The following is a 22,715-nucleotide window of genomic DNA, read 5'->3' on the forward strand; positions in this document are numbered from 1 at the left end:
AATAAGAAAATAATGTAAAAAATGGTAAAGTAAAATGATGGGAGTGATTCACGTGGAGTTATTTCAATTTTTTAAAATCCTTCATATTATTGGCGGATTTATTGCTTTGTTTGTCTTTTGGGTTCCAATCGTCACGAAAAAAGGAGGCAAGGCCCACCGGGTAACAGGCTGGGTTTATACCGGCGGTATGATTGTGGTGGCAATCAGCGCTTTTTATATGGGTGCATACCGCATTTTTTTTGACCAGCATGCAAATCCAGAGCTCGTTTCATTTTCATGGTTTTTAATTTTTATTGCCATTTTAAGCTCAGCAGCAGCTTATTATGGCATTCGTGTCCTTCGGTATAAAAATCGAAAGGATCGGCACAGAAATGTACTTGATCTCTTCTATCCTTTGCTGCTCCTTTCATCTGGAATTGGAATGTGCATCTACGGGGGTGTAAATGACGTTCCTTTGCTGACATGGTTTCCGCTTGTTGGTATATTTCTTGGAATCTCCCAGCTTTCATATTGGCTTCAAAAACCGAAAAAGAAAATGCATTGGTGGTTTGAGCATTTTTCCGGTATGCTTGCCTGCTGCATTTCGACGATCACGGCTTTTATGGTATTTGGAGCTCCAAGGCTGCTTGCAATAGAATCAGTTAGTATCCTCTTGTGGTTCCTGCCGACAATCGTGATTACGCCTTTAATCGTCGGATTATCGATTTATTACAGAAAAAAATTTATAAAGAAAGCTGCTTAAGAAGAACAGAGGGGCATGGTCCCCTCTGTTTCTTTTTGATTTTAAAGACAAAGGAATACAACAAAAAAGCACACAAAACAAATTCTTAACTCCACGTTAATATTTGCTTAACATTGTGGTTTTATATTGTATTTGTAAGGAAAAATACTAAACGGGGAGAAAAAACAATGAAAAACCACATTCTTAAGCTTTTCGTTTTACTTATGTCTTTCACACTGTTGGCTGCTTGCGGGTCAAATGCAACAAACGGAGAAGCAAACAAAGAAATAGAAGGTGAACTTACGGTTTACACTGCTATTGAAGAAGAACTTATTCCAGAATACTTAAAATCGTTTGAGGAGAAATACCCGAATATTAACTTAAATATTGTCCGCGATTCAACCGGAATTATCACAGCTAAGCTTTTAGCAGAAGGTAAAGATACTGAAGCAGATGTTGTTTGGGGACTGGCTGCTTCAAGTCTGCTGGCGCTGGATGGGAAAGAAATGCTGGAAGGCTATACCCCAAAGGATTCAGATAAAATTCTTCCGGAATATAAAGATGCCAATCAGCCTGAAAAATGGGTTGGAAATACAGCATTTATGACTGGGATAGTTGTAAACGAAGTGGAGCTTGAAAAGAAAAACCTGCCAATTCCAAAAACGTATGAAGATTTAACGAAACCTGAGTACAAAGGGTTAATCGTTATGCCTCACCCTGCATCATCAGGCACAGGATACTTAACGGTAAATGCATGGCTGCAGATGATGGGCGAAGACAAAGGCTATGAATACATGGAAAAACTGCATGAAAACATCGGTACCTACACACATTCCGGGTCAAAGCCTGCTAAGCTATCTGCAGCTGGCGAATATCCAATTGGAATTTCATTAGTATACAGTGGTGTCACACAAAAACAAGATGGTGCCCCTGTAGATGTCATCCTCCCTGAAGAAGGCTTGGGCTGGGATGTTGAAGCGAATGGACTTATTGCTAAAAATGAGATGAAAAATGAAAAAGCTGCAAAAGCTTTCTTAGATTGGGCGATTACAGATGATGTGATGAAGAAATATTACGATGCAAATGGATTTTCAACAATGGAAAACAAGTTTGAAAAAGCAGAGGCATTTCCTGAAGGTGTACAAGATAAAATGTACAAAAAAAATGATCTGAATTGGGCTGCAGAAAACCGCGACATGATTCTTAAGAAGTGGGAAGCTGAATTTGGGGAAAAAGCAGAACCAAAAGAGTAAGAAAATGAGGCTGGGCGAGGACTTAGTTTCTCGCCAAATCCATTAGAAAGGCTGGTATAAAGATGCCGAATTCCTATCTGAAGGTCGAAGGAGTAAGTAAAAACTTCAATCAGTTTACAGCTCTTAACAATGTATCTTTTGACATTCGTAAAAATGAATTTGTTTGTCTGCTCGGACCGAGCGGATGCGGAAAAACAACCCTGCTGCGCATCATTGCAGGACTTGAGGAACCAAATGCAGGATGTGTTTATGTGAATGGCAAAGATATTACAGGTTTGCCTCCGGCTAAACGCAACTTCGGAATCGTGTTTCAATCCTATGCGCTGTTTCCTAATCTAACAGCTCTTCAAAATATCGAATTCGGACTGAAAACCCGCAAGGTTCCGAAAAAAAGAGTGAAAGAGAAAGCCCTGGAAGCTCTGAATCTAGTAGATCTTCTGCATGTTAAGGACAAATATCCGGCACAGCTCTCAGGCGGTATGCAGCAGCGTGTTTCACTTGCAAGAGCGATTGCACTTGAGCCGGACTTCCTGCTGCTTGATGAACCGTTATCAGCGCTTGATGCAAAGGTGCGTGAAAAACTGAGGTATGAAATTCGGGCCATTCAAGAAAAGATTGGGATCACAACCATTATGGTCACGCATGATCAGGAGGAAGCATTAACAATGGCAGATAGGATTGTCGTCATGAATCATGCTCAAATTATGCAGGCGGGTACACCGCAGGAAGTGTACCATCAGCCTAATCAGCCATTTGTTGCGAACTTTATCGGTTCTATGAATTTCTTGAACTCTGACACAAATCACCTGATGGCGATACGGCCTGAGCATGTTCAGGTTACGAATGACAGCGGAGCAAATGCAGTGATTGAAGCAGTTGAATTCAAAGGTCCTGTCTATCGTGTGAAAGTGAAAATAATAGAAAAGGAATCAAAGCTATATAATCAGAATTTGCTTGTAGATTTATCGGCTCATATGGCGCACCGGATGGATCTCTCGAAAGGGAAATCTTTGAAGATTACGCTGCCTGATCATCGATTGTTAGCCTACAAAGAACAGGTGGTTGTCTAAATGGAGATGCGTATTGCAACCGCACATTCAAAACTTTCATCGAAAAAACGTAAACAGCAAAAAGCAGGATTAAATGAATGGCTGCAGCGTTTGCTCTTGATCTTCTCGCTTTTAGCTGTTGCTGCAGTATTAGTGCTCCCATTACTGATGTTGTTTGTACAAGCATTCATTGACAGTGAAGGTATTTTTATTGGCCTGCAGAATTTTGTCAGTTATTTTCAGTCGGAAATTCTTGTTCAATCCTTGCAAAATACTCTCTTTGTTTCAAGCATTACTACAATCCTGGCAGTGAGCCTGGCATTTGTATATGCATTTGCAATCGCCCGGACAAACATTTATGGAAAAACGATCTTTCGCTATTCTGCTTTGCTTCCGTTATTTGCCCCTACGATGATGCACGGAATTGCCTTGATGTATCTTTTTGGTAATCAAGGCTTAATTACAAATGGATTTTTTGAAACGATTCCTGGGTTTAAGATCGATTTGTATGGTCCAATCGGGATCATTATGGCTGAAACAATTTACACCTTTCCACAGGCATTCCTGATTTTAATGGTTGCTTTATCAGGTGCCGATCAGCGTCTATATGAAGCAGCTGACTCTATGGGCGCAAGCGGAATAAAAAAGTTTTTCACGATTACGCTTCCATCAGCGAAGTACGGCTTAATCAGTTCCATTTTTGTTGTGTTTACTCTGAGTTTTACAGATTACGGGGCACCTAAAATAGTAGGCGGCCAATATAACGTTCTTGCGACAGATGTCTATAAGCAGGTCATTGGCCAGCAAAACATGGGGATGGGAGCCACGGTCGGCATAATTCTCATGCTTCCGGCGATACTCGCATTTGCAGCTGACCAGCTATCACAGCGGAAACAACAAGGTGCTGCCAGTTCAAAAGCAGTTCCTTATCAAATAAAACACAATCCTTTAAGAGATCGTTTAGCATTTCTTTATTGCTCTGGCATATCATTAGCCGTTTTAATCCTGTTTTTAGCTGTTTTCATTGCTGCCAGCGTGAAAATCTGGCCCTATAATATGACGTTTACTTTAGAGCATTTTGCCTTTGACAGCTTTACTGGCGATGGCTTAACGGCTTATAAAAATAGTTTGCTGGCAGCGATCCTGACTGCTGTCTTTGGAACGATTTTCACGTTCATTTTTGCTTATATGATTGAAAAATTCAGAGGCATGATTGGATTAAGGAAATTGAGTACCTTTTTGTCTCTTATTCCACTCGCAGTTCCTGGTCTTGTTATTGGTCTCGGGTACATCTTTTTTTTCAGTAAACAAAATCTATCAATCTTTGGATATACGATAGCAAATCCGTTTCATTTTCTATACGGAACCATAGCTATCATTGTCATTGTAAATATCGTTCATTTTTATTCCGTTTCGTTTATTACCGCAACAACGGCATTGAAAAAACTGGACAAAGAATTTGAGCTCGTGTCAGAGTCTATGGGCGTTCCATTTTATAAAACCTTCATGAAGGTGACGGTTCCAATGTGTCTGCCGGCTATTCTTGAAGTAGCGATGTATTATTTTGTGAATGCCATGGTGACAGTTTCAGCGGTCATTTTCTTATATACAGCTGATTTTAAACTTGCCGCAGTATCAATCGTAGGCATGGATGATGCCGGGAATTTAGCATCAGCAGCTGCCATGAGCATCTTGATTGTTGCGACGAACATTTTTGTCAGGGTTTGCTATGAACTGACTGTAAAATGGATGAAAAATCGAAAAGCATTGAAGGAGGAACTATAAATGGGGAAAATTGAAGGAATAATCTTGGATTGGGCTGGAACAACGATTGATTATGGATGCTTTGCACCGCTCCAAGTGTTTATAGAAGTTTTTGAGAATCGGGATGTGAGCATTACAGCAGAAGAAGCACGCAAACCGATGGGATTATTGAAAATTGATCATATTCGCGCACTTTGCGAAATGCCGCGCATTAAAGAAGAATGGGTGAATGTTCATGGACAGGAGCCTTCTGATCAGGATATTGAATCGATGTATGATGAATTTGAAAAGATTTTATTTGCCATTCTTCCGCAGTTTACGACACCCCTTCCTGGTGTGGCAGGAACGATACAAAAGCTACGCGGACAAGGTTTGAAAATTGGATCTACCACTGGCTACACAAAAGAAATGATGAAAATTGTGGCACCTCATGCAAAGGAAAAAGGATATTATCCCGATTATCTTTTCACTCCTGATGATGTAAAAGAAGGCCGTCCTTATCCCTGGATGTCATACATGAATGCTATGGAAATGGGCATTTATCCAATGAACAAGCTTGTAAAAGTCGGTGATACCGTTTCAGATATGAAAGAAGGCATCAACGCTGGCATGTGGGCAGTAGGAGTTATTCTTGGCAGCAATGAGCTTGGACTGACTGAAGATGAAGTGAGCACACTTGGTCAAGAAGAACTAAAGGAAAAAATGGATGCAGTCAGAGAGCGTTTCTATGACGCTGGTGCTCATTATGTAATCAATAAATTTGAAGAACTGATTCCTTTATTGAAAGAAATTGAAGAGGGGAAGACAATACATGAATAATCCATACTTGCTGTTAACGCCAGGGCCATTATCAACTTCAAAGACAGTCCGCGAGTCGATGCTGAAAGACTGGTGCACGTGGGACAAGGATTATAATGCGATCGTACAGGATATTAGAAATCGATTAACAGCTCTTGCAGCTCCCGGTTCAGAAGAATACACAGCTGTTCTCATGCAGGGGAGCGGAACATTCTCCGTTGAGTCTGTCATTTCAAGCGTAATCCCAAAAGAAAAGGGGAAGCTTCTCGTTGCATGCAACGGGGCATATGGCGAACGAATTGCAGAAATGGCGGATATCCTTGAAATTCCGACGATCATTAAAAGAACAGATGAGCAGTCTGTTTTAGATATCGAATCCATTCAAGAAATACTTGAATCCCACAAAGATCTTACGCACCTTGCAGTCGTGCATTGCGAAACTACAACCGGGATGCTTAATCCAATTGAAGATATTTGCCGTCTTGCAAAGAAGCATGGATTAATCACAATTGTTGATGCCATGAGCAGTTTTGGCGGAATTCCGATTGACGTCTCAGCCTTGAAAATCGATTATATGATCAGCAGCGCCAATAAATGCATTCAAGGTGTTCCGGGTTTTGGATTTATCATTGCTAAAAAAGAAGAGCTTGCTAAATGCAAAGGCAATGCGAGATCTCTGTCTCTTGATTTATATGATCAATTTGAAACGATGGAGAAGCATGAAGGAAAATGGAGATTTACATCCCCAACACATGTTGTCAGAGCTTTCTTTCAGGCCCTGAATGAGCTTGAAGAAGAGGGCGGTGTTTTGGCAAGGTATGAACGCTATAAGGAGAATCAGCGGCGTCTTGTCGATGGCATGCAGAAAATGGGTTTTGCTGCATTGCTGAATCATGAAAACCAATCTCCGATTATTACGGCATTCATGTATCCTAAAGACACTTCATTTACATTTGCCGGGTTTTATGAAGCATTAAAACAAAAAGGATTTGTGATCTATCCTGGGAAAATATCTAAATTGGATACCTTCAGAATCGGAAATATCGGCGAGGTTTATCCGAATGATATAGATCAATTATTAGCTGCAATTAAAGAGACATCATCAGAGGAGGCTGTGAAACTATGAAAGTATTTTGCTTAGGCGGAGCAGGGAAAATTTGCAGAGAAGCGATTTTAGATTTAGTGGAGCATTCGAAATTTGAAAAAATCACAGTAGCAGATTTCAATGAAGAAGAAGGCAAGAAGGTTGTAGAGTGGCTGAATGATCCGCGAGTCGATTTTGTAAAAGTGAACGTGTTTGATCATGAGGATACAGTCTCCAAAATGCGGGGCTATGATATTGTAATGGACGGCACCACGATAACGCTGAACGGAAAATCAACGGCTTGCATCGCCGAAGCGGGCTGTCATGGCATTAATTTAAACGGCTTTGGCGAAGAGGATTCTCAGCACGAATTATTTCAGATAAATGAAAAAACGTGTCTTCCCGGTTTTGGCATGACGCCCGGCCTGACCCAAATGATGGCCATGCATGCTGCAAATCAGCTTGAGACAATAGAGTCTGTAAGAGTCAGCCACGGTTCATTCCGTCCTATTGCGTTTTCTCGCTCGATTGCAGAAACAACTTCCTATGAGTATGATCCGAATCTCCCATCACGGGTCGTCTTTGAGAACGGTGAGTTCATACAGGTGCCTCCATTTGCGAGACCAATGGAAATTGAGCTTCCGCAGCCATATGGAAAAGGTGTGCAGTATATTATTCCGCACTCAGAAACGAAAACATTGGCTCAAGCTTTAAAGCACAAAGGAGTTCAGTTAATTGAAGTCAGAGGAACTTGGCCGCAGCAAAATATGCAGCTTGTTCGGGCATTATATGATTATGGTATTCTGCGGAATGATAAATTTGTCATAAACGGTACAGAAATAGGGATAATGGATTGTATCTCAGAGTACTTATATCAATCAAAAGAAGGCACAGAAACAGAGCAATATGGTTATGCCCTTCATATACAGGTCATTGGAACGGCAAATGGCGAAAGAGTTGAGCATATTCTAACCCATACGCATCCTTCTTCAGATGGCACGGTTCAAGGCTGGGAAGGATTGAGAGCCTACACTCGCAACGTAGCGATTCCTTTTGCAATCGCAGCAGAGCTGATTGCAAAAGGTGAGGTTGAGAAAAAAGGAATCGTAATACCAGAGGATGCTTTTACCGATCCTGTACAAATATTTAATCAGTTAGAAAAACGTGGTATATTTATCCATGAAGAAATCAATAAATTGGATGAAAATAATATTTAATATAGGAGTCTGAGGAATGTCTTTATTAGCAGAGGAAAGAAAAAGAGTCATTGCGGAGCTAATAGAAAAACAAGGTAAAGTGAAGGTCAACGATCTTGCTAAGGATTTTGACGTATCAACTGAAACCATCAGGCGTTACTTAGAAGAGCTTGAAAGTGAAAAAAAACTTAAAAAAGTGTATGGAGGCGCCGTAAAAGTTTCTGATGAAAAGGAAGAACCAGCACTTTTTGAACGGGAAATCATTAGAATTGAAGAAAAGCAGTGCATCGCACAGAAGGCTGTGTCTTCCATTAATAAAAACGACGTCATATTCATTGATGAAGGAAGTACAACTTTGCAGATGGTCAGGCCATTATGTGATTGTCCAAATGTGACCGTCATTACAAACTCCTTTCCAGTCGCATCGCTCTTGATCTCATACGCCAATAAGAATTTATTTGATGGAGAGGTTATATTTATCGGCGGAAGCGTAAGAAGCAAGCACTATCGGTCTTCGGGAGCTCTGGCAGAGCAAATGGCAAAAGAATTTTACGTGAATAAAGCCTTTATCTCGATAGACGGCATTTCCGCTGAAGAAGGCATTACTTGCTATGATCTTGAAAAGGCGGTTTTATCAAAGATACTCATCCAAAATGCAAAGGAAGTCTATGTTTTAGCCGATCACTCAAAAATTGGCTCACGCGCCAACTATAAAATGGTGCCTATAGAAAAAGTGGACAAAATTATTTCTAATGCCGATAAACCAGCAGACTGGGATATTTTGTGCGATTGGATACAATGCTGAAAAAGTCGACCGATTATGGTCGACTTTTCGTTATAGGAAGGAATATTTTACAAAGTCGGCTCAGCAATCTTTACAGGCTGCTTTCCTATATTCGTTCCTTCAAACAAGCCAAGGAATGCCTGTGGAATGTTGTCAAAGCCGTCAACGATCGTCTCTTCATATTTCAGCTTGCCTTCCTGCAGCCAGCCTGCAAGCTGTCTTGCGCCATTGCTGAAGCGGGAAGAGAAGTCTCCGACTACAAATCCCTGCATAAGGACACTTGATTTGATCAGCGTTGTTTCAATGCGCGGACCTAAGTCAGCACCTTCTGAATTATAAGTTGAAATTGCACCGCATACCGGAACTCGCGCGAACTTATTCAGCTGTTTATGGACAGCATCTGAAATTTCTCCGCCAACATTGTCAAAATAGACATCCACGCCATTCTGAGCATGCTTCCGCAAGTGCTTTTTCTACATCTTCTGTTTTATAATTAATAGCAGCATCAAATCCAAGTTCATCAATCAAATCCCTACCTGAAACAACGGCTGTTGCGCCTTCTCGATATCCCCTTGTTTTAATTTACTGCCTTTTGAATCAACAACTTCACCAACAACTCCGCCTGAAATTGGGTCATTCAGCTGAAAAGGTGCGACATAGGATTTCCCTTCATTCATGTGGCCTCTCATATAGGGGGCAACAGATAAATACAGAGAACGAATAAGGACTTGACCTTCCTCAGTGGTGTGCACAGGCGGTCTGTTGGTTTTCCTGTTGGACGATCTGCAAACAATATTTGTTTTTGTGAATACGTCATTTAATTCATCCTCCTGATAGTGTTTTTATTACCGCAACACTGATAAAAGAGTCTTTTAACATGTTCTAATGAAAAGGAAAGGGGGAATAAATTGATTACAATAAAACGATTGGATTCAGCAGATTCGGAAGGGATTTCAAAGCTTGTTGAGGAAAGTAAAGAAGATGGATTTCGTTTTTTGGAAAGACTCGTTACTGAGTATCAATCCGGAGAAAATACGTTTCAAAAGCCAGGGGAAATGCTGGTGGGTGCATATCATGATGAAACTCTGATTGGTATCGGGGGCATAAATCAGGATCCATATTCACAGCATGAAAAGGCAGGGCGGATAAGGAGGTTCTATGTTTCAAAAGAACATAGAAGGCAAGGTGTCGGCGAACTTCTATTAAGTGCTCTATTAACGGCAGCTGATGATTTCTTCGATTTCGCTGTGCTAAGAACAGATACTAAGGAAGCGTCCCTCTTTTATATACAGGCGGGATTTATAGAAGATAATCTTTTTGAAAACTCAACACATTATTTAGATTTGACGCGAAAGGGGGAAAATCAATGAAAACGAAAGACGAAATTCGACAGGATAAGTGGGACAGGCTTGAGAAAGAGAAGCTTGGAGGATTTCCGTTTCCTTTGAAAAATAGAATTCCGAATTTTAAGGGAGCAGCGGCGGCAGCAGAATATGCAGCACAGCTTGAGGTATACAAGAACGCTGATGTGATAAAGATTAATCCCGATGCGCCACAGCTTCCCCTTCGTGCCCGTGTCATAAAAGACGGAAAAACACTTCTCGTTCCGACTCCTAGGTTAAAAGCAGGTTTTATTATGCTGAAAAGAGAATGGGTTCCTGAAGGAGAAGAGCGCCGGGCTGTGAGCTTGAAGAATATTAGAGAATATGGAAAAGAAATTCCGTTATCCGGCCTGCCGAGAGTTGACTTAATTGTGGCCGGATCTGTGGCAGTTCATAAAGACGGAAGAAGAATCGGCAAAGGAGAAGGGTATTCGGATCGGGAGTATGCCATTTTGAGAGAGCTTGGGAATCCTCATGTTCCAGTCATATCAACGATCCACAGCATCCAAGTGACGGATGAGGAGTTTGAGGTGGATACATATGATTTGCCTGTGGATTATATCGTAACAGAGCTTGGTGTGATGGAAACGAACACACCATACAGGAAGCCGGACGGCATTCATTGGGATAGGGTAACAGAAGAAGAAAAACTGGAGATGCCGGTTTTAAATGAGATTTGGGAGCTGACGAAATAAACCTAAATTTCAGGAAGTTTTCACGTTTCTGCTTTTTTGTTAAGATAACTTGTACCACAAAAGAGCATAGAACATGAGTAAGGAGAGACGAGCATGAGTTCAAATAATGAAGAATTAGCAAGAGGACTGAAATCAAGGCATGTGACTATGATTGCCCTTGGCGGAGCGATCGGAGCAGGCATTTTTCAGGGCAGCAGTTCATCCATTGAGCTTGCGGGACCTGGCGTTATTTTATCTTATTTATTAGCGGGCATTATTTTATATTTTGTCATGCAGGCTATGGCTGAAATGGCTGTTCAGCAGCCTGAAGCGAAAACTTTGAGAGATTTGATTCAGACGATTCTCGGACCATATGCCGGATTCTTTGCAGGGTGGATTTATTTCATCAGCTGGATGCTTGTTATGGCAGCAGAAATGGCAGCTGCAGCCGGGTTTTTGAAATATTGGTTTCCAGATACACCGCTATGGCTGCTGTCGCTGCTTGTTTCTGTATTAATCACAGTTATTAACTTGTTTGCGGTTAATATATTTGGAGAGACAGAGTACTGGCTTTCTGCGTTAAAGGTATCCGTTTTGACCCTGTTTATTTTACTTGGAGGCGTTCTGATTTTTGCAGGCTTTAATGGAGAAAGTGCAGCCGGGTTTGGAAATCTTACCGCGCATGGCGGCTTTCTTCCGTTTGGCATATCAGGCATTGCCGCTTCTATGCTTGTTGTTATGTTTTCATTTGGCGGAACTGAAATGATCGGTATGACGCTTGGAGAAACAGAAAATCCCGAAAAGGTTATACCAAAAGCAGCACGCAGCGTTATTATCCGAATATTAGTCTTTTATGTCCTTCCGATACTTGTCATTGTCAGTCTGATGCCATGGAATGAGGTTGGCAAGCAAAGCCCGTTTGTAACAGTATTCGATACACTTGGCATTCCTTATGTAGGAGGCTTTATGAATTTTGTCCTGCTGACTGCTGTGATATCTGCGGCAAACACTGGGATGTATGCTGCATCCCGTCTCCTGTATACACAGGCTTTGGACGGAAACGCACCGAAATTTTTCTCGAAGTTATCTTCTAAGCGTGTTCCTGTCAGAGCGCTGCTTGCAAGTACTTCATTCTTATATGTCGGAGTAATCATTGCGGTATTTGCTGAAGGCGAAACGTTTGGCTATCTGATGGTGGTGCCTGGTTATGCGATTTTAACGATCTGGATTATGCTTACGATTGCTCATTTGAAAAGCAGAAAACCAGGAGTTGCATTAAAAGGTTTTTTTGTAAAAAGCTATCCATATACATCATGGTTTTCACTAATTGCATTACTTGCGATTCTAGTTGGGATATTAATGACTTCACCGCCTATTGGTACGTTTATCACACTGGCGATATGCATCATTTTGTCGCTGATATACATGATTGGTGCAAAAAAATAATCCAAGGGGATTCCCCTTGGATTTTTTTTAGAGATAAAAAAGTATAGAACTTTGCGCATTTTTGTCTAGTTTCATCGCCAGAACAAGTCCTGCAAAAAAAAGCCCGGACTTTTTTGCAGGATTTGTTCTGGCATGCCTGAGCTAAACGGACGCTTCCGCTCGTCCTATTATACCTTTTGACTAGAGGAACTGGCTGAATCAGAACAATCCTTCTTCTTGTAGACAAAACGGTAGAGAAGGAATAGGACAAGCGCCAATCCGGCAGCAATTATCATATAAGTCTGCATATCAGACATGAATGCAGTAATCGATTTTAGGCTGCCAATTTGTCCAAGCCAGAGCATGGTGATATTTAGAGGGAATACCCCTAAAAATGTAAGGCCGGCAAATGGCAAAGCCTTCACTTTTGACAGTCCTGAAACGTAAGAAATATAATTGCCGATTCCTAAGGGCCGTGCAATGGCAATGCTCCAAAGACCGCATTTATTAAACCAGCGCTGCGTTTTTTCAAATGTTTTTTTCTTTTTTGTCAGCTTCTTTTTCATTTTATGCTCTAATTTATATCCAATCCAATAAGGAATAAAACTGAATACCGTGTAAACTGCACTGCCTAAAAGGGCAATCCAGATTAATTGGAGAATCGATAAATCCAATAAATAGCCATACGCAAGGGTTATAAGTGAACCTGGAAAAGGCAGGGATGAAGCTTCAATTGCAAGACCCGCCATCAGACCCCATATTCCAAACTCCCGCAATAGATTTATGATGAAATCTAACATGAGATCTCCTTTCTCCTTTTTCGTCTTCTTACCGTGAAAATACCCTCTGTCATATATATCAAAACTGGTACATTCAGGAGAAATCAGTCAGGACAGTATTTTTTCTTTCTCCGGCAGACGCGCATCGCATTTATTTCACCGCCAAGCAAAATGGAGAAGGCTGTGAAATACAGCCAAATCAGTAAAATAATGATGCCTCCCAAACTTCCATAAGCAGCATTAAATGCTTTGAAATTATCAACGTAAAAAGAAAACCCATATGAGCTTATAATCCATAGCGTTGTGGCTAAAAGAGAACCGAAATAGATATCAAAAAATTCAAGCTTTTCATTTGGCGCAAAATAATAAAGGGCGAGCAAAACCAGGTTAATCATGAAAAATGAAAGAAACCACCTGGCCTGATTCAATAGCGGATGAATATTTTCAAGAAAGGGCGCATACCGAGTCGCACTGTAGATGATAACTCTCCCAAATACAGGCAGAAGCAGGGCAATTGTAATGATAATGATAAGGCCCGCTGCCAACAGCAAGGCATCAATGCGGACTTTAATGAAAGGACGGGTTTCTTTAATTTCCAGTGCCCGGTTAAATGCCCGAATCAAAATATGTGTTGCGTTACTTGCAGACCAGAGCGCTGCGATCAGGCCGAATGCGAGAATGTAGCTATTTGTTTCCCCAAACAGACTTTTGATCTGTTCTGTAAGCAGTTCAGCTGTTTCAGAAGGAACGTAGTGATTAATCCATGTTAATAATGGAGAAACATCGAGCGAAAAATATGGAAACATGGCAATTAAAAAAATAAGCAGCGGAAAAAGGGAAAGTAAAAAATAATAGGCAATAACGGCTGATAAGTCGTTTAATTCGTGCTGGTGAATTCTTCTTAGCAAATCTTTCATAGTCGGCCTCCCTATAACCTTTTTAATTTCCCCGTGAGATATGAAGGATAAACACAAAAAGAAGAAGAAAAGATGACAAAATAAAAAAAGCTGCTTCTTTATAAAGAAGCAGCCTTCATTTACATGCTAATCTCTGTCTCAACACCATAATGATCTGAAACGACAGGTTTATATTCACCGTTGAAAATAACTTTGGATGACAGAACTTTAACCTCATCACTTGATAAAATCAAATCAATGCGCAAATCCTGTTTATTTTCGTCCCAGCCGGCAATTTTGCCTTTAACGGTTATGCCTGAATCCTTTTCTTCAGCAAGTTTATAGGTATCATATAAACCGTTTGACAGGAGGTAGTCATAACCTTCATCTCTTATATCAGCGCTGTTATTGAAGTCACCCATTAAAAAGTAGGGATGGGATCGGTCAAGCTTTTGAAGAAGAGAATCCATCTGGAATTTGCATGGCTCCTCTTCATCATGCCACCAGCCAAGATGACATGAGTAAAAGGAGAGTAATCGCTCATTGTATTGAATCGTGGCACAAACGATAGAGCGGGCTTTCCAGGTATTCCGACCTTCGGTAACGAAGAAGATTTCTTTATTGGTTATAGGATGCTTGGATAAAATGGCCAAGCCTTCCTCGTATCCAGGATATCCCATGTGAGCAAAGCCCCAAACGAGGTGATAATCAGTTACTCCAAGCTGTTTCAGCTCATCGAGAAGTACTAACGCATAATTGTTCTTTTTTAACTGATCATAAACGATGGGCCCATCTTCAAGCTGGCTGACTTCCTGAAGGGCAATGACATCATATGATTTTTCCTGGATTGTGTTTGCCAGTGTTTTGATTTTCTCCATCTGGTTTTCTTCTTGCCAAGAGTGACAATTAAGTGTTAATAATTTCATGGTTAAGCTCCTAACGTATCTTGAATATCAGATTTTAAAACATCTGCTTTCGGTCCGTAGATTGCTTGTACACCTTTGTCTTTAATAATTAAACCAAGAGCGCCGTTCTCTTTCCATTGCGCCTCGCCTGCAACCTTGCCTGAATCTTTTACAGTAACACGAAGGCGTGTCATACATGCATCTACATCTTCTATATTAGCAGATCCGCCAAGTAAAGTAATGATAGCAGAAGCCTGTGAATCGCTGTTTACTGCACCAGTGCCTTTAGCAGCAGGCTCTTCAGAATCGATGTAGTTTCCATTGCGGCCCGGAGTAGGGAAGTTAAATCGTTTGATCATGAAGTTAGCGATTCCGAAGTTAAGACCAAAGAATACTAAACATGCAAGAACAAAGTTCACAATATCCATCCATAATCCGGCTTTAATGATCATTGGAGTACGGGTTAATAACTCAATGAAACCAAATGAGTGAACACGGATGTCGATGATATCTACGATCGCAAATGCAAGCCCTGTTGTAATAGCGTATACAACATACAGTACAGGAGCAGCGAACATGAACATGAATTCGATTGGTTCTGTTACACCAGTTAAAAATACTGCAAGACCTGCAGATAAGAACATTGATTTATATTTCGTGCGTTTTTCTTTATCAACATTGCGGTACATCGCATAAGCAATACCGATCAGTGAAGCTGTAGAAAGAATCATTTGTCCAACTTTAAAACGGGCTGGAGTCACTTCATTTAACAACTGATTGTAGCTTGCAGTATCTCCTGCTGCAAGGAAGTTATTTAAGTCGGCAATCCATGCAAGCCATAAAGGATCTTGACCGGATACTGTTGAACCAGCGCTTCCGCCAGTTAAGATTTCGTATGTTCCGCCAAGAGACGTATAATTCATCGGCACTGTCAGCATGTGATGAAGGCCGAAAGGAAGAAGCAGACGCTCAAGTGCGCCAAATATAAATGGTGCAACAATTGGTGCCGTGTTGCGTGAAGTGGCAATCCATTGACCGAAGTCATTTAAAAGTCCTTGAATAAATGGCCAAACTAGAGATAATACGATAGCGGTTACAACAGATCCGCCGATAACTGCGAAAGGCACAAAGCGCTTGCCGTTAAAGAATGAAAGCGATTCTGGAAGCTTATTGTAATTGTAATATTTGTTGAACAGGTTTGCACCAAGGAAACCTGCGATAATCCCCACGAATACACCCATGTTTAATGCCGGAGCACCTAATACAGATGTGAAGTAATCCTTAACAATTAATTCTTGTCCGAATAAAGAATTTACAGTCGCTTCAGGGTCTGCAAGCATAGCAGAATTAACTCCGAAGATCGCTCCTGTAATACGGTTAATAAGAATGAAGGCGATTAATGCAGCGAATGCTCCGCCGGCGCGTTCCTTAGCCCAGGAACCCCCAATTGCAACTGCAAACAGGATGTGGAGATTGGTAATAATTCCCCAGCCGATGTCTTCCATTACACGTGCAATCGTTTGCACGAGCGTGATGTCTCCGCCTGACATGGCGATTAACTTGCCAAGTGAGATCATAATACCGGCTGCTGGCATAACTGCTACAACAACCATCAAGGCTTTTCCGAATTTTTGCCAGAAATCAAACGATAATAAGTTCTTCATCTTTTGCCCTTCTTTCCGTTATTAAATATAAATAGTGTAAACGAATTCATTATTAGGAAGAATTGCTTACTTATTTTTTCATATAATGTTGTGCAAATATGAGTGCAACTACGTGCAATCGCTTGCATAAACCTATTTTAAATAAAGGGCTTTCATAATGCAACAAAAAAATGATAAGTTTTTCATATTTTTATAGAATATCTTTTTTCTAAAGTGAAATTCCTCCTGAGAGATATGAATTAGGCGAGAATCCTTCATGTTATATTTTCCGTATAGAAAAGTTCATCAAAGTTTTGCTTGCAATAAAAGTATGCTTGAATAGGGATGATATACTGTAAGGATATCGGAAGGAATTTTTTTTTGAAAAACTTACGTAGTTCTTACTATATAAGCTTGGTTTATTTAGGAGGTTATCGTGGCTGCACAACTTGAATATATGATAGAGGCAGAAAAATTTATCAGACAATGTTATCAGGAGCTGGGCAAAACGGAAGAAGAAACCGTTGCCCGTCTTTTGCAAATCAAATCTCTGCTGGGTAAAGAGGGTCAGTATCATTTAACGTTTGAAGAACTTGAGCACGGAGCTAAACTGGCGTGGAGAAACAGCAATAAGTGCATTGGCCGCTTATTCTGGAACACGCTAAGAGTTGTGGATGCAAGAGACCTTGTGGCGGAAGAAGAAATTAGGGACGCACTGTTTTCGCATATTGAATATGCAACCAACAATGGCAAAATCCGTCCGCTGATTACGATTTTTAAGCCTGTTGAGGATGGGACCGAACCTGTCCGAATCTGGAATCACCAGCTGCTGAGATATGCGGGCTATGAAACGGATTCAGGCATTGTCGGCGATCCAGGGTCCATCGCATTTACAAAGAAATGTGAAGAGCTTGGATGGGCGGGAGGGGGAACGGACTATGATCTGCTTCCGCTTGTCATACAGGCAGGAAATCGGGAGCCGGTGTGGTATGAAATCCCTTCTGAAATTGTGTTTGAAATTCCAATCACGCATCCTCAATTCCCGGAGTTCTGCGAGCTGAATTCCAAATGGTACGCTGTTCCGATTATATCCGACATGAGCCTTGAGATAGGCGGGATAACGTTTCCTGCAGCACCGTTCAATGGCTGGTATATGGGAACGGAAATCGGGGCAAGGAATTTAGCTGACGAGGGAAGATATAACATGCTTCCAAAAGTGGCTTCAATTATGGGAATGGATACCTCCTCCAATGCGACGCTTTGGAAAGACAGAGCACTTGTTGAACTGAATGTTGCTGTATTGCATTCTTTCAAAGAAGCAGGAGCAAGCATTGTAGATCATCATACCGCTGCCCAGCAATTTAAACGCTTTGAGCACAACGAAGCGGCAGTGGGACGGGATGTAACTGGAGATTGGACATGGCTGATTCCTCCGGTTTCACCTGCTGTGACTCATATTTTTCATAAACAGTATGAAAATAAAATCGTAAAGCCGAATTATTTTTATCAGGATCGTGCTTATTAGGACAAGCTTATTTATAGGCTTGTTTTTTTAATTTCAATGCTTTGTTCTAATGGATATACCAGCTAAAAGCTTGACAGTATTATTCTGTCTCTTCTATATTGTGTACTCTTCTTATCTAATTAAAGGTCCCTTTTTTATTGAAAAAGCATCTGCCTTTCACCCAAGCAGATGCTCCATTTATGTGTTTCTTCTATTTAGAATTGATTTTGCGTTTCATAATTAATTTTTATAAGGAAAAAGGTATTAATTTTGATTAAAAATAACTAATTTTTGTTCCGTCATTTCCTCAATGGCGTACTTTACACCTTCCCGTCCAATCCCGCTTTCTTTTACACCCCCATAGGGCATATGGTCCAGACGGAATGTAGGGATATCATTTACTATAACGCCTCCAACGTGCAGCTTTTGCGAAGCCATTAATGCCGTACGGATGTTCTCTGTGTAAATACCCGCTTGCAAGCCGTAGCGAGAATCATTGACAAGCTCTATAGCTTGATCAACTGTTGAGAATTTATTGATCAATACGATAGGGGCAAACACTTCTTGGCAAGACACTTTTTGGGACGGATCCACTTCCAATAAAACAGTGGGATGCAAAATATTCCCTTCCGATTTACCTCCTGTGGCCACTATTGCCCCTTTCTGCTTCGCTTCCTCAATCCATTCGAGGGATCGTTCTATGTCTCTGGGACTTATTAATGCAGAAACATCTGTCATCGGATCAAGAGGATCTCCTAGTTTTAGCTTTTGAGTCGCTGCAACGAATTTTTCTACAAATGTTTCATATAGTTCTTCATGAACATAAACCCGCTGAACGGAAATACAGACTTGTCCTTGAAATGCAAATGCTCCCGATACACAACGTGAAATGATTTTGTCAATATCAACGCCTTTGTCAATAATGACCGCCGCATTAGAACCCAGTTCAAGGGTGACCTTTTTTAATCCAGCTTTATTCCGAATGCCAATGCCTACGGAGGGGCTTCCTGTAAAAGATATCTTTTGAATTCTTTCATCTGTCACAAGCTTTTCCCCTATTAATCTCCCGCTTCCTGTTACCACATTGAATGCTCCTGCCGGCAACCCGGCTTCCTGGAGTAACTCAGCAAGAAATAATGAGGACAATGGTGTTTGTGCAGCCGGTTTTAAAACAACAGAATTGCCTGAAGCAAGTGCAGGTCCAACTTTATGTGCTACTAGGTTCATAGGAAAGTTAAAGGGTGTAATAGCCGCAATGACTCCTATTGGCTCCCGGACAGTATAGGCAACTCTTCCTTCTCCTCCTGGAGCAGCATCAACCGGTATCGTTTCTCCATGTATCCGTTTTGCTTCTTCAGCAGAAAATTTATATGTTTGAATCGTGCGATCAACTTCCCCTTTTGCAGTAGTTAGTGGTTTAGCTGCCTCCAGAGCAATTATTTCTGCCGCTTCATCTGATCGTTGTTCTAATAGAGCTGCAAGATTCTCTAAAATCCTTGCACGCTGGTGACTTGGCATAACTGCCATTGTTTTTCTGGCTTCATAAGCGGCAGTCAACGCCATTTCTACTTCTGTAAGAGTTGCTGCAGGAACTTCTGCAATCACCTCTCCACTGTAAGGAGATAATAAAGGACTATAGCTTTCTGCATGTACCCACTCACCGTTAATAAATAAGTTTTTTTTCATAATAAATCTCCTCGCCTTGCATATTTGTGTATGAATCATTTTTTTGTTTACTTGGCTGCACAGTTTTCTGAAGCAAGATCTGCTTCGATAACAGAGATAGAATGGTTTAGAATCTCAATCATTTTCTTGATTTCATCTTTATTAATCGTTAACGGCGGTGCAAATACTACTATATCTTGATCATCCAAGACGACGGATCTGCAAATAAGGCCTTGTTTTGCAGCTTCTAAAACAATTGCTGGAGACATAGGGGCAGCGAAACGTTCTTTTGTATTTAAATCTTTGACAATTTCAATACCTGCCATTAATCCAAGTCCTTTTACTTTACCGACTATTTTTCGCTCTTGCTTGATTCGGTAAAGTCCATTTAGCAGTTCCTGTCCCATTGCTTCAGCATTTTCTATTAAATGTTCCTGTTCAATAATCTCCAAATTTTTCAATGCAACCGCACAAGCCATCGGATGCCCGCTATACGTGTAACCATGCAGCAAAGTGCCCGTTGAGAGCTCCGTTAATTCCTGATGGATCTTTTCTGATATCATGACCCCTCCAAGCTGAGCATACCCGCTTGTGACACCTTTTGCAAAGCACATCATATCAGGTGCAACACCGTAATGATCCATTCCAAAGTACGTTCCTGTTCGGCCAAATCCAGTTATCACTTCATCTGTAATAAATAAAACTCCATACTCATCGCAAATTTCACGTACTTCCTTAAAATAATTTTCCGGAGCTACGTGAATGCCCCCTGCTCCTTGTACAGGTTCTGCAATAAAAGCCGCAATCGTTTCAGGACCTTCTGCTGCAATTAATTCACGTAAAGATTGAGAAGAAAAGTTGTCTGCGTACAGAAAATCAGGAGCCAGTGAGTTTGTGAAATCCCGAAAAGCTTTCAGCCCAGTAGCACTTGTTGCCCCCATTGAGACCCCGTGATAGGATTTTGTTCTTGAAATGATCTTTTTTCTTCCTGGCTGCCCTTTTAGAATCCAGTAATGGCGTGCAAGTTTATAAGCTGTATCATTCGCCTCCGAACCGCCAGAAGTGAAGAAAGTTGCGCTTAAATCTCCAGGAGCTATTTGTGCAAGTTTTGCGGCCAATCGAATGGCAGGTTCGTTGCTATAGGTGGCAAAACAGGAACTGAAACCCAGTTTTGACATCTGCTCCATCGCCGTTTTGCCTAATTCCACACGTCCATGCCCTACGTTTACATTCCAGAGAGATGACATACCATCAATGACTTTTTTTCCTGTTGCATCTTGAAGATAGACTCCCTTTCCTTCTGTAAAAATAAAAGCAGGCCCCTGTTCTTGCTGCTGTTTAACTGGGGATGTTGGATGGATAAAATGTTTTTTATCTAACTCTCTTAATTCCTGGATTGAGTTTTCAGTATGTGTCATCATGAACACCCTTTCATTTTGAAAAAATAAATATGATCTTACCTATTTATTATGCAAGATTCGTGCCAACTATTTTTCCTGGAGAGAAGGCTGTTTTTTAGTTTGATTGATTTAAAATTAAATCAAATATGTGGTTTTTGATTTAATTATTGATTATTTTCTCTTTTTTGATTTATATTTTAATCAACATCTATAGACATTAAAGGAGGGGACCGTATTGGAAGATGGAATACTGGAGATGGAATTAAATAAAATTATCGAAACATCGAATAATAACATTACAATTACTGATGAAAAAGGAATTATTTTACGATCTAATCGAGAACATTGGGCAATTTACGATATGCAGCCTGATACATACATCGGTACATCGGTTTATCAATTAGAAAAAGAAGGGCTGCTTTCACCTTCCATCAATGCAATCGTTTTAAAGGAAAAAAAATTCACTCGTATTATGCAGCATACAAGAACAGGCCGAGTTGTCATGTCAACTGGCTATCCACTTTTCAATAAGGAAGGCCACCTGGTTAGAGTGATCAGCTATAGTCAGGATCAAACCGAAATATGGAAATTGCAGGAGCAATACGAGGAATTACAACGCAAGGTAAAGGGCTATCAGACAGAAGTCGAGGATTTAAGGGAAAAGGAACTTGGTCATCATTCTTTTATTGCTAGAAGTAATCAAACTCAGCAGATTTTAAAAACGATTCAAAATGTCGCTAAAACCGATGCCACGATTCTTTTTTTAGGACCATCTGGGGTAGGGAAAAGTACGTTTGCACGCGCTCTTCATAATCAAAGCAATAGAATTAAAGAGCCATTTATAGAGGTGAATTGCAGCACAATCCCAGAAAGTTTGTTTGAATCAGAGATATTTGGATATGAACCAGGATCCTTTACAGGGGGGAACAAACAAGGCAGGCAGGGACTGATTGAACAAGCTGACAGCGGTACTCTTTTTTTAGATGAAATCGGGGAACTCCCCCTTGCCCTGCAAGCAAAATTATTGAAAGTGCTGCAAGAGAAAAAGATAAAGCGCATCGGCGGAAAAAAAGAAAGACTTATTAACTTCCGGCTGATCGCAGCAACAAATCAGGATTTGGAGAAGATGGTAAATGAGGGGAAGTTTAGATTAGATTTGTATTACCGTTTAAATGTGATCCCCATTCAAATTCCTTCATTACTTGAGCGTAAAGAAGATATACCAATCTTAATTCAGCATTACTTGCAGAAAACCAATGATAAATACCAGACATTAAAAAAATTACATCCCTCGACTTATGAAGTATTGACTCATTATGAATGGCCTGGAAATATACGGGAATTAGAAAATTTAATTGAACGGTTAATTCTGACCATTGATGAACCCGCTATCTATCCCAAACACCTTCCCCTCGCCATCACAGGGGCAGTGGAACAGAATGAAGATTCCTCTTCCTTCTCAATTGAACAGGAATTAAACGGAAAACAAGATCTTAAAAAGACGTTGGAAAAGATTGAAATACAATTGATTGCCAAAGCATATAAACAATGTAAAACGACATATGAAATGGCAGATTATTTGGGAATTAGTCAGCCGTCAGTCATCTATAAATTAAAGAAATACAAGGAACATCTTTGAATCATCAGAAAGAATCTCTGAAACCATATAAAAGAAATTTATCAGCTGATGAGGCTAATCCGTCATCCGCTAAACTAAACAATGGGCGGTCATTCCGAAAGCCGTTTTTTTCACCAATCAGCATCATTGGCCGGGAGTCGAATCCCTTACAGGC

General features: G+C 40.7%; 19 protein-coding genes and 1 pseudogene. 13 read left to right on the top strand and 7 right to left on the bottom strand.

What is annotated here, in order from left to right; translation table 11 throughout:
* The first annotated feature begins 52 nt into the window (after positions 1 to 52).
* From QLQ22_RS03010 to QLQ22_RS03045, 8 genes are all read left to right on the top strand, one after another.
* Positions 53 to 742, top strand: coding sequence for a DUF2306 domain-containing protein (locus QLQ22_RS03010; protein WP_223439559.1), 690 nt, complete (start codon positions 53 to 55; stop codon positions 740 to 742).
* Between the two features lie 167 nt (positions 743 to 909).
* The gene (locus QLQ22_RS03015; RefSeq protein WP_420828820.1) at positions 910 to 1,974 is read left to right on the top strand and encodes a putative 2-aminoethylphosphonate ABC transporter substrate-binding protein; all 1,065 of its coding nucleotides are present in this window, start codon (positions 910 to 912) and stop codon (positions 1,972 to 1,974) included.
* A gap of 62 nt (positions 1,975 to 2,036) precedes the next feature.
* Positions 2,037 to 3,044 (top strand): ATP-binding cassette domain-containing protein, encoded by a 1,008-nt coding sequence (locus QLQ22_RS03020; RefSeq protein ID WP_223439561.1) that lies wholly within the window; start codon positions 2,037 to 2,039, stop codon positions 3,042 to 3,044.
* 6 nt (positions 3,045 to 3,050) lie between these two features.
* The gene (locus tag QLQ22_RS03025; protein ID WP_223443098.1) at positions 3,051 to 4,808 is read left to right on the top strand and encodes a putative 2-aminoethylphosphonate ABC transporter permease subunit; all 1,758 of its coding nucleotides are present in this window, start codon (positions 3,051 to 3,053) and stop codon (positions 4,806 to 4,808) included.
* Positions 4,809 to 5,606, top strand: a complete 798-nt coding sequence (gene phnX, locus QLQ22_RS03030) for a phosphonoacetaldehyde hydrolase (RefSeq protein ID WP_223439563.1) — start codon at positions 4,809 to 4,811, stop codon at positions 5,604 to 5,606.
* The gene (phnW, locus tag QLQ22_RS03035) at positions 5,599 to 6,711 is read left to right on the top strand and encodes a 2-aminoethylphosphonate--pyruvate transaminase (protein WP_223439566.1); all 1,113 of its coding nucleotides are present in this window, start codon (positions 5,599 to 5,601) and stop codon (positions 6,709 to 6,711) included. The genes phnX and phnW overlap by 8 nt, the downstream gene beginning before the upstream one ends.
* Entirely contained in the window at positions 6,708 to 7,886 is a 1,179-nt protein-coding gene (locus QLQ22_RS03040) for a saccharopine dehydrogenase family protein (RefSeq protein ID WP_223439568.1), read from the top strand. The genes phnW and QLQ22_RS03040 overlap by 4 nt, the downstream gene beginning before the upstream one ends.
* 16 nt (positions 7,887 to 7,902) lie before the next feature.
* Complete coding sequence (locus tag QLQ22_RS03045) at positions 7,903 to 8,670, top strand: DeoR/GlpR family DNA-binding transcription regulator (RefSeq protein ID WP_223439571.1); 768 nt, start codon at positions 7,903 to 7,905, stop codon at positions 8,668 to 8,670.
* Between the two features lie 47 nt (positions 8,671 to 8,717).
* Here QLQ22_RS03045 and QLQ22_RS03050 read toward each other — a convergent pair.
* A pseudogene (locus QLQ22_RS03050) lies at positions 8,718 to 9,466 on the bottom strand (zinc-binding dehydrogenase).
* Between the two features lie 91 nt (positions 9,467 to 9,557).
* Between QLQ22_RS03050 and QLQ22_RS03055 the strand changes: the two are divergent.
* The 3 genes from QLQ22_RS03055 to QLQ22_RS03065 all read left to right on the top strand — a co-directional run bounded on the left by QLQ22_RS03055 (position 9,558) and on the right by QLQ22_RS03065 (position 12,151).
* A complete protein-coding gene (locus tag QLQ22_RS03055) occupies positions 9,558 to 10,019 on the top strand; it encodes a GNAT family N-acetyltransferase (RefSeq protein WP_223439573.1) in 462 nt (153 codons plus the stop codon).
* Positions 10,016 to 10,726: a 5-formyltetrahydrofolate cyclo-ligase gene (locus tag QLQ22_RS03060; protein WP_223439575.1), complete on the top strand. Its 711-nt coding sequence runs from the start codon at positions 10,016 to 10,018 to the stop codon at positions 10,724 to 10,726. Before QLQ22_RS03055 ends, QLQ22_RS03060 begins: the two co-directional genes overlap by 4 nt.
* 93 nt (positions 10,727 to 10,819) lie before the next feature.
* Entirely contained in the window at positions 10,820 to 12,151 is a 1,332-nt protein-coding gene (locus QLQ22_RS03065) for an amino acid permease (protein WP_223439577.1), read from the top strand.
* Positions 12,152 to 12,318: 167 nt separating this feature from the next.
* Here the strand turns inward: QLQ22_RS03065 and QLQ22_RS03070 are convergent, their stop codons facing one another.
* From QLQ22_RS03070 to QLQ22_RS03085, 4 genes are all read right to left on the bottom strand, one after another.
* Positions 12,319 to 12,930, bottom strand: coding sequence for a DedA family protein (locus tag QLQ22_RS03070; protein WP_223439579.1), 612 nt, complete (start codon positions 12,928 to 12,930; stop codon positions 12,319 to 12,321).
* Positions 12,931 to 13,013: 83 nt separating this feature from the next.
* Entirely contained in the window at positions 13,014 to 13,826 is an 813-nt protein-coding gene (locus QLQ22_RS03075) for a YihY/virulence factor BrkB family protein (RefSeq protein ID WP_223439581.1), read from the bottom strand.
* Between the two features lie 119 nt (positions 13,827 to 13,945).
* Positions 13,946 to 14,731 (bottom strand): endonuclease/exonuclease/phosphatase family protein, encoded by a 786-nt coding sequence (locus QLQ22_RS03080; RefSeq protein ID WP_284015986.1) that lies wholly within the window; start codon positions 14,729 to 14,731, stop codon positions 13,946 to 13,948.
* 2 nt (positions 14,732 to 14,733) lie between these two features.
* Positions 14,734 to 16,374 (bottom strand): PTS transporter subunit IIBC, encoded by a 1,641-nt coding sequence (locus tag QLQ22_RS03085; RefSeq protein ID WP_223439585.1) that lies wholly within the window; start codon positions 16,372 to 16,374, stop codon positions 14,734 to 14,736.
* Between the two features lie 436 nt (positions 16,375 to 16,810).
* On the opposite strand from QLQ22_RS03085, the gene QLQ22_RS03090 reads away from it, so the two are divergent.
* Complete coding sequence (locus QLQ22_RS03090) at positions 16,811 to 17,878, top strand: nitric oxide synthase oxygenase (RefSeq protein WP_223443100.1); 1,068 nt, start codon at positions 16,811 to 16,813, stop codon at positions 17,876 to 17,878.
* Between the two features lie 243 nt (positions 17,879 to 18,121).
* Here the strand turns inward: QLQ22_RS03090 and QLQ22_RS03095 are convergent, their stop codons facing one another.
* Together QLQ22_RS03095 and QLQ22_RS03100 are read right to left on the bottom strand one after the other, a co-directional pair.
* On the bottom strand, positions 18,122 to 19,543 hold the full coding sequence (locus tag QLQ22_RS03095) for an aldehyde dehydrogenase family protein (RefSeq protein WP_223439587.1): 1,422 nt from the start codon (positions 19,541 to 19,543) through the stop codon (positions 18,122 to 18,124).
* A 47-nt stretch (positions 19,544 to 19,590) separates the two neighbouring features.
* Complete coding sequence (locus QLQ22_RS03100) at positions 19,591 to 20,940, bottom strand: aminotransferase family protein (protein ID WP_223439589.1); 1,350 nt, start codon at positions 20,938 to 20,940, stop codon at positions 19,591 to 19,593.
* Positions 20,941 to 21,178: 238 nt separating this feature from the next.
* Between QLQ22_RS03100 and QLQ22_RS03105 the strand changes: the two genes are divergently transcribed.
* Positions 21,179 to 22,561, top strand: coding sequence for a sigma-54 interaction domain-containing protein (locus tag QLQ22_RS03105; protein ID WP_223443105.1), 1,383 nt, complete (start codon positions 21,179 to 21,181; stop codon positions 22,559 to 22,561).
* Positions 22,562 to 22,715 lie beyond the last annotated feature (154 nt).

Source organism: Metabacillus hrfriensis (genome assembly GCF_030127205.1).
Classification (GTDB): Bacteria; Bacillota; Bacilli; order Bacillales; family Bacillaceae; genus Bacillus_P; species Bacillus_P dongyingensis.

Bases quoted from the DNA above. Each gene is read 5' to 3' on its own strand.
- QLQ22_RS03060 (WP_223439575.1), top strand. From the start codon at position 10,016: ATGAAAACGAAAGACGAAATTCGACAGGATAAGTGGGACAGGCTTGAG.
- QLQ22_RS03020 (WP_223439561.1), top strand. From the start codon at position 2,037: ATGCCGAATTCCTATCTGAAGGTCGAAGGAGTAAGTAAAAACTTCAAT.
- QLQ22_RS03025 (WP_223443098.1), top strand. From the start codon at position 3,051: ATGCGTATTGCAACCGCACATTCAAAACTTTCATCGAAAAAACGTAAA.
- phnW (WP_223439566.1), top strand. From the start codon at position 5,599: ATGAATAATCCATACTTGCTGTTAACGCCAGGGCCATTATCAACTTCA.
- QLQ22_RS03045 (WP_223439571.1), top strand. From the start codon at position 7,903: ATGTCTTTATTAGCAGAGGAAAGAAAAAGAGTCATTGCGGAGCTAATA.
- QLQ22_RS03040 (WP_223439568.1), top strand. From the start codon at position 6,708: ATGAAAGTATTTTGCTTAGGCGGAGCAGGGAAAATTTGCAGAGAAGCG.
- QLQ22_RS03105 (WP_223443105.1), top strand. From the start codon at position 21,179: ATGGAATTAAATAAAATTATCGAAACATCGAATAATAACATTACAATT.
- QLQ22_RS03085 (WP_223439585.1), bottom strand. From the start codon at position 16,374: ATGAAGAACTTATTATCGTTTGATTTCTGGCAAAAATTCGGAAAAGCC.
- QLQ22_RS03015 (WP_420828820.1), top strand. From the start codon at position 910: ATGAAAAACCACATTCTTAAGCTTTTCGTTTTACTTATGTCTTTCACA.
- QLQ22_RS03065 (WP_223439577.1), top strand. From the start codon at position 10,820: ATGAGTTCAAATAATGAAGAATTAGCAAGAGGACTGAAATCAAGGCAT.
- phnX (WP_223439563.1), top strand. From the start codon at position 4,809: ATGGGGAAAATTGAAGGAATAATCTTGGATTGGGCTGGAACAACGATT.
- QLQ22_RS03080 (WP_284015986.1), bottom strand. From the start codon at position 14,731: ATGAAATTATTAACACTTAATTGTCACTCTTGGCAAGAAGAAAACCAG.
- QLQ22_RS03075 (WP_223439581.1), bottom strand. From the start codon at position 13,826: ATGAAAGATTTGCTAAGAAGAATTCACCAGCACGAATTAAACGACTTA.
- QLQ22_RS03095 (WP_223439587.1), bottom strand. From the start codon at position 19,543: ATGAAAAAAAACTTATTTATTAACGGTGAGTGGGTACATGCAGAAAGC.
- QLQ22_RS03090 (WP_223443100.1), top strand. From the start codon at position 16,811: ATGATAGAGGCAGAAAAATTTATCAGACAATGTTATCAGGAGCTGGGC.
- QLQ22_RS03070 (WP_223439579.1), bottom strand. From the start codon at position 12,930: ATGTTAGATTTCATCATAAATCTATTGCGGGAGTTTGGAATATGGGGT.
- QLQ22_RS03100 (WP_223439589.1), bottom strand. From the start codon at position 20,940: ATGACACATACTGAAAACTCAATCCAGGAATTAAGAGAGTTAGATAAA.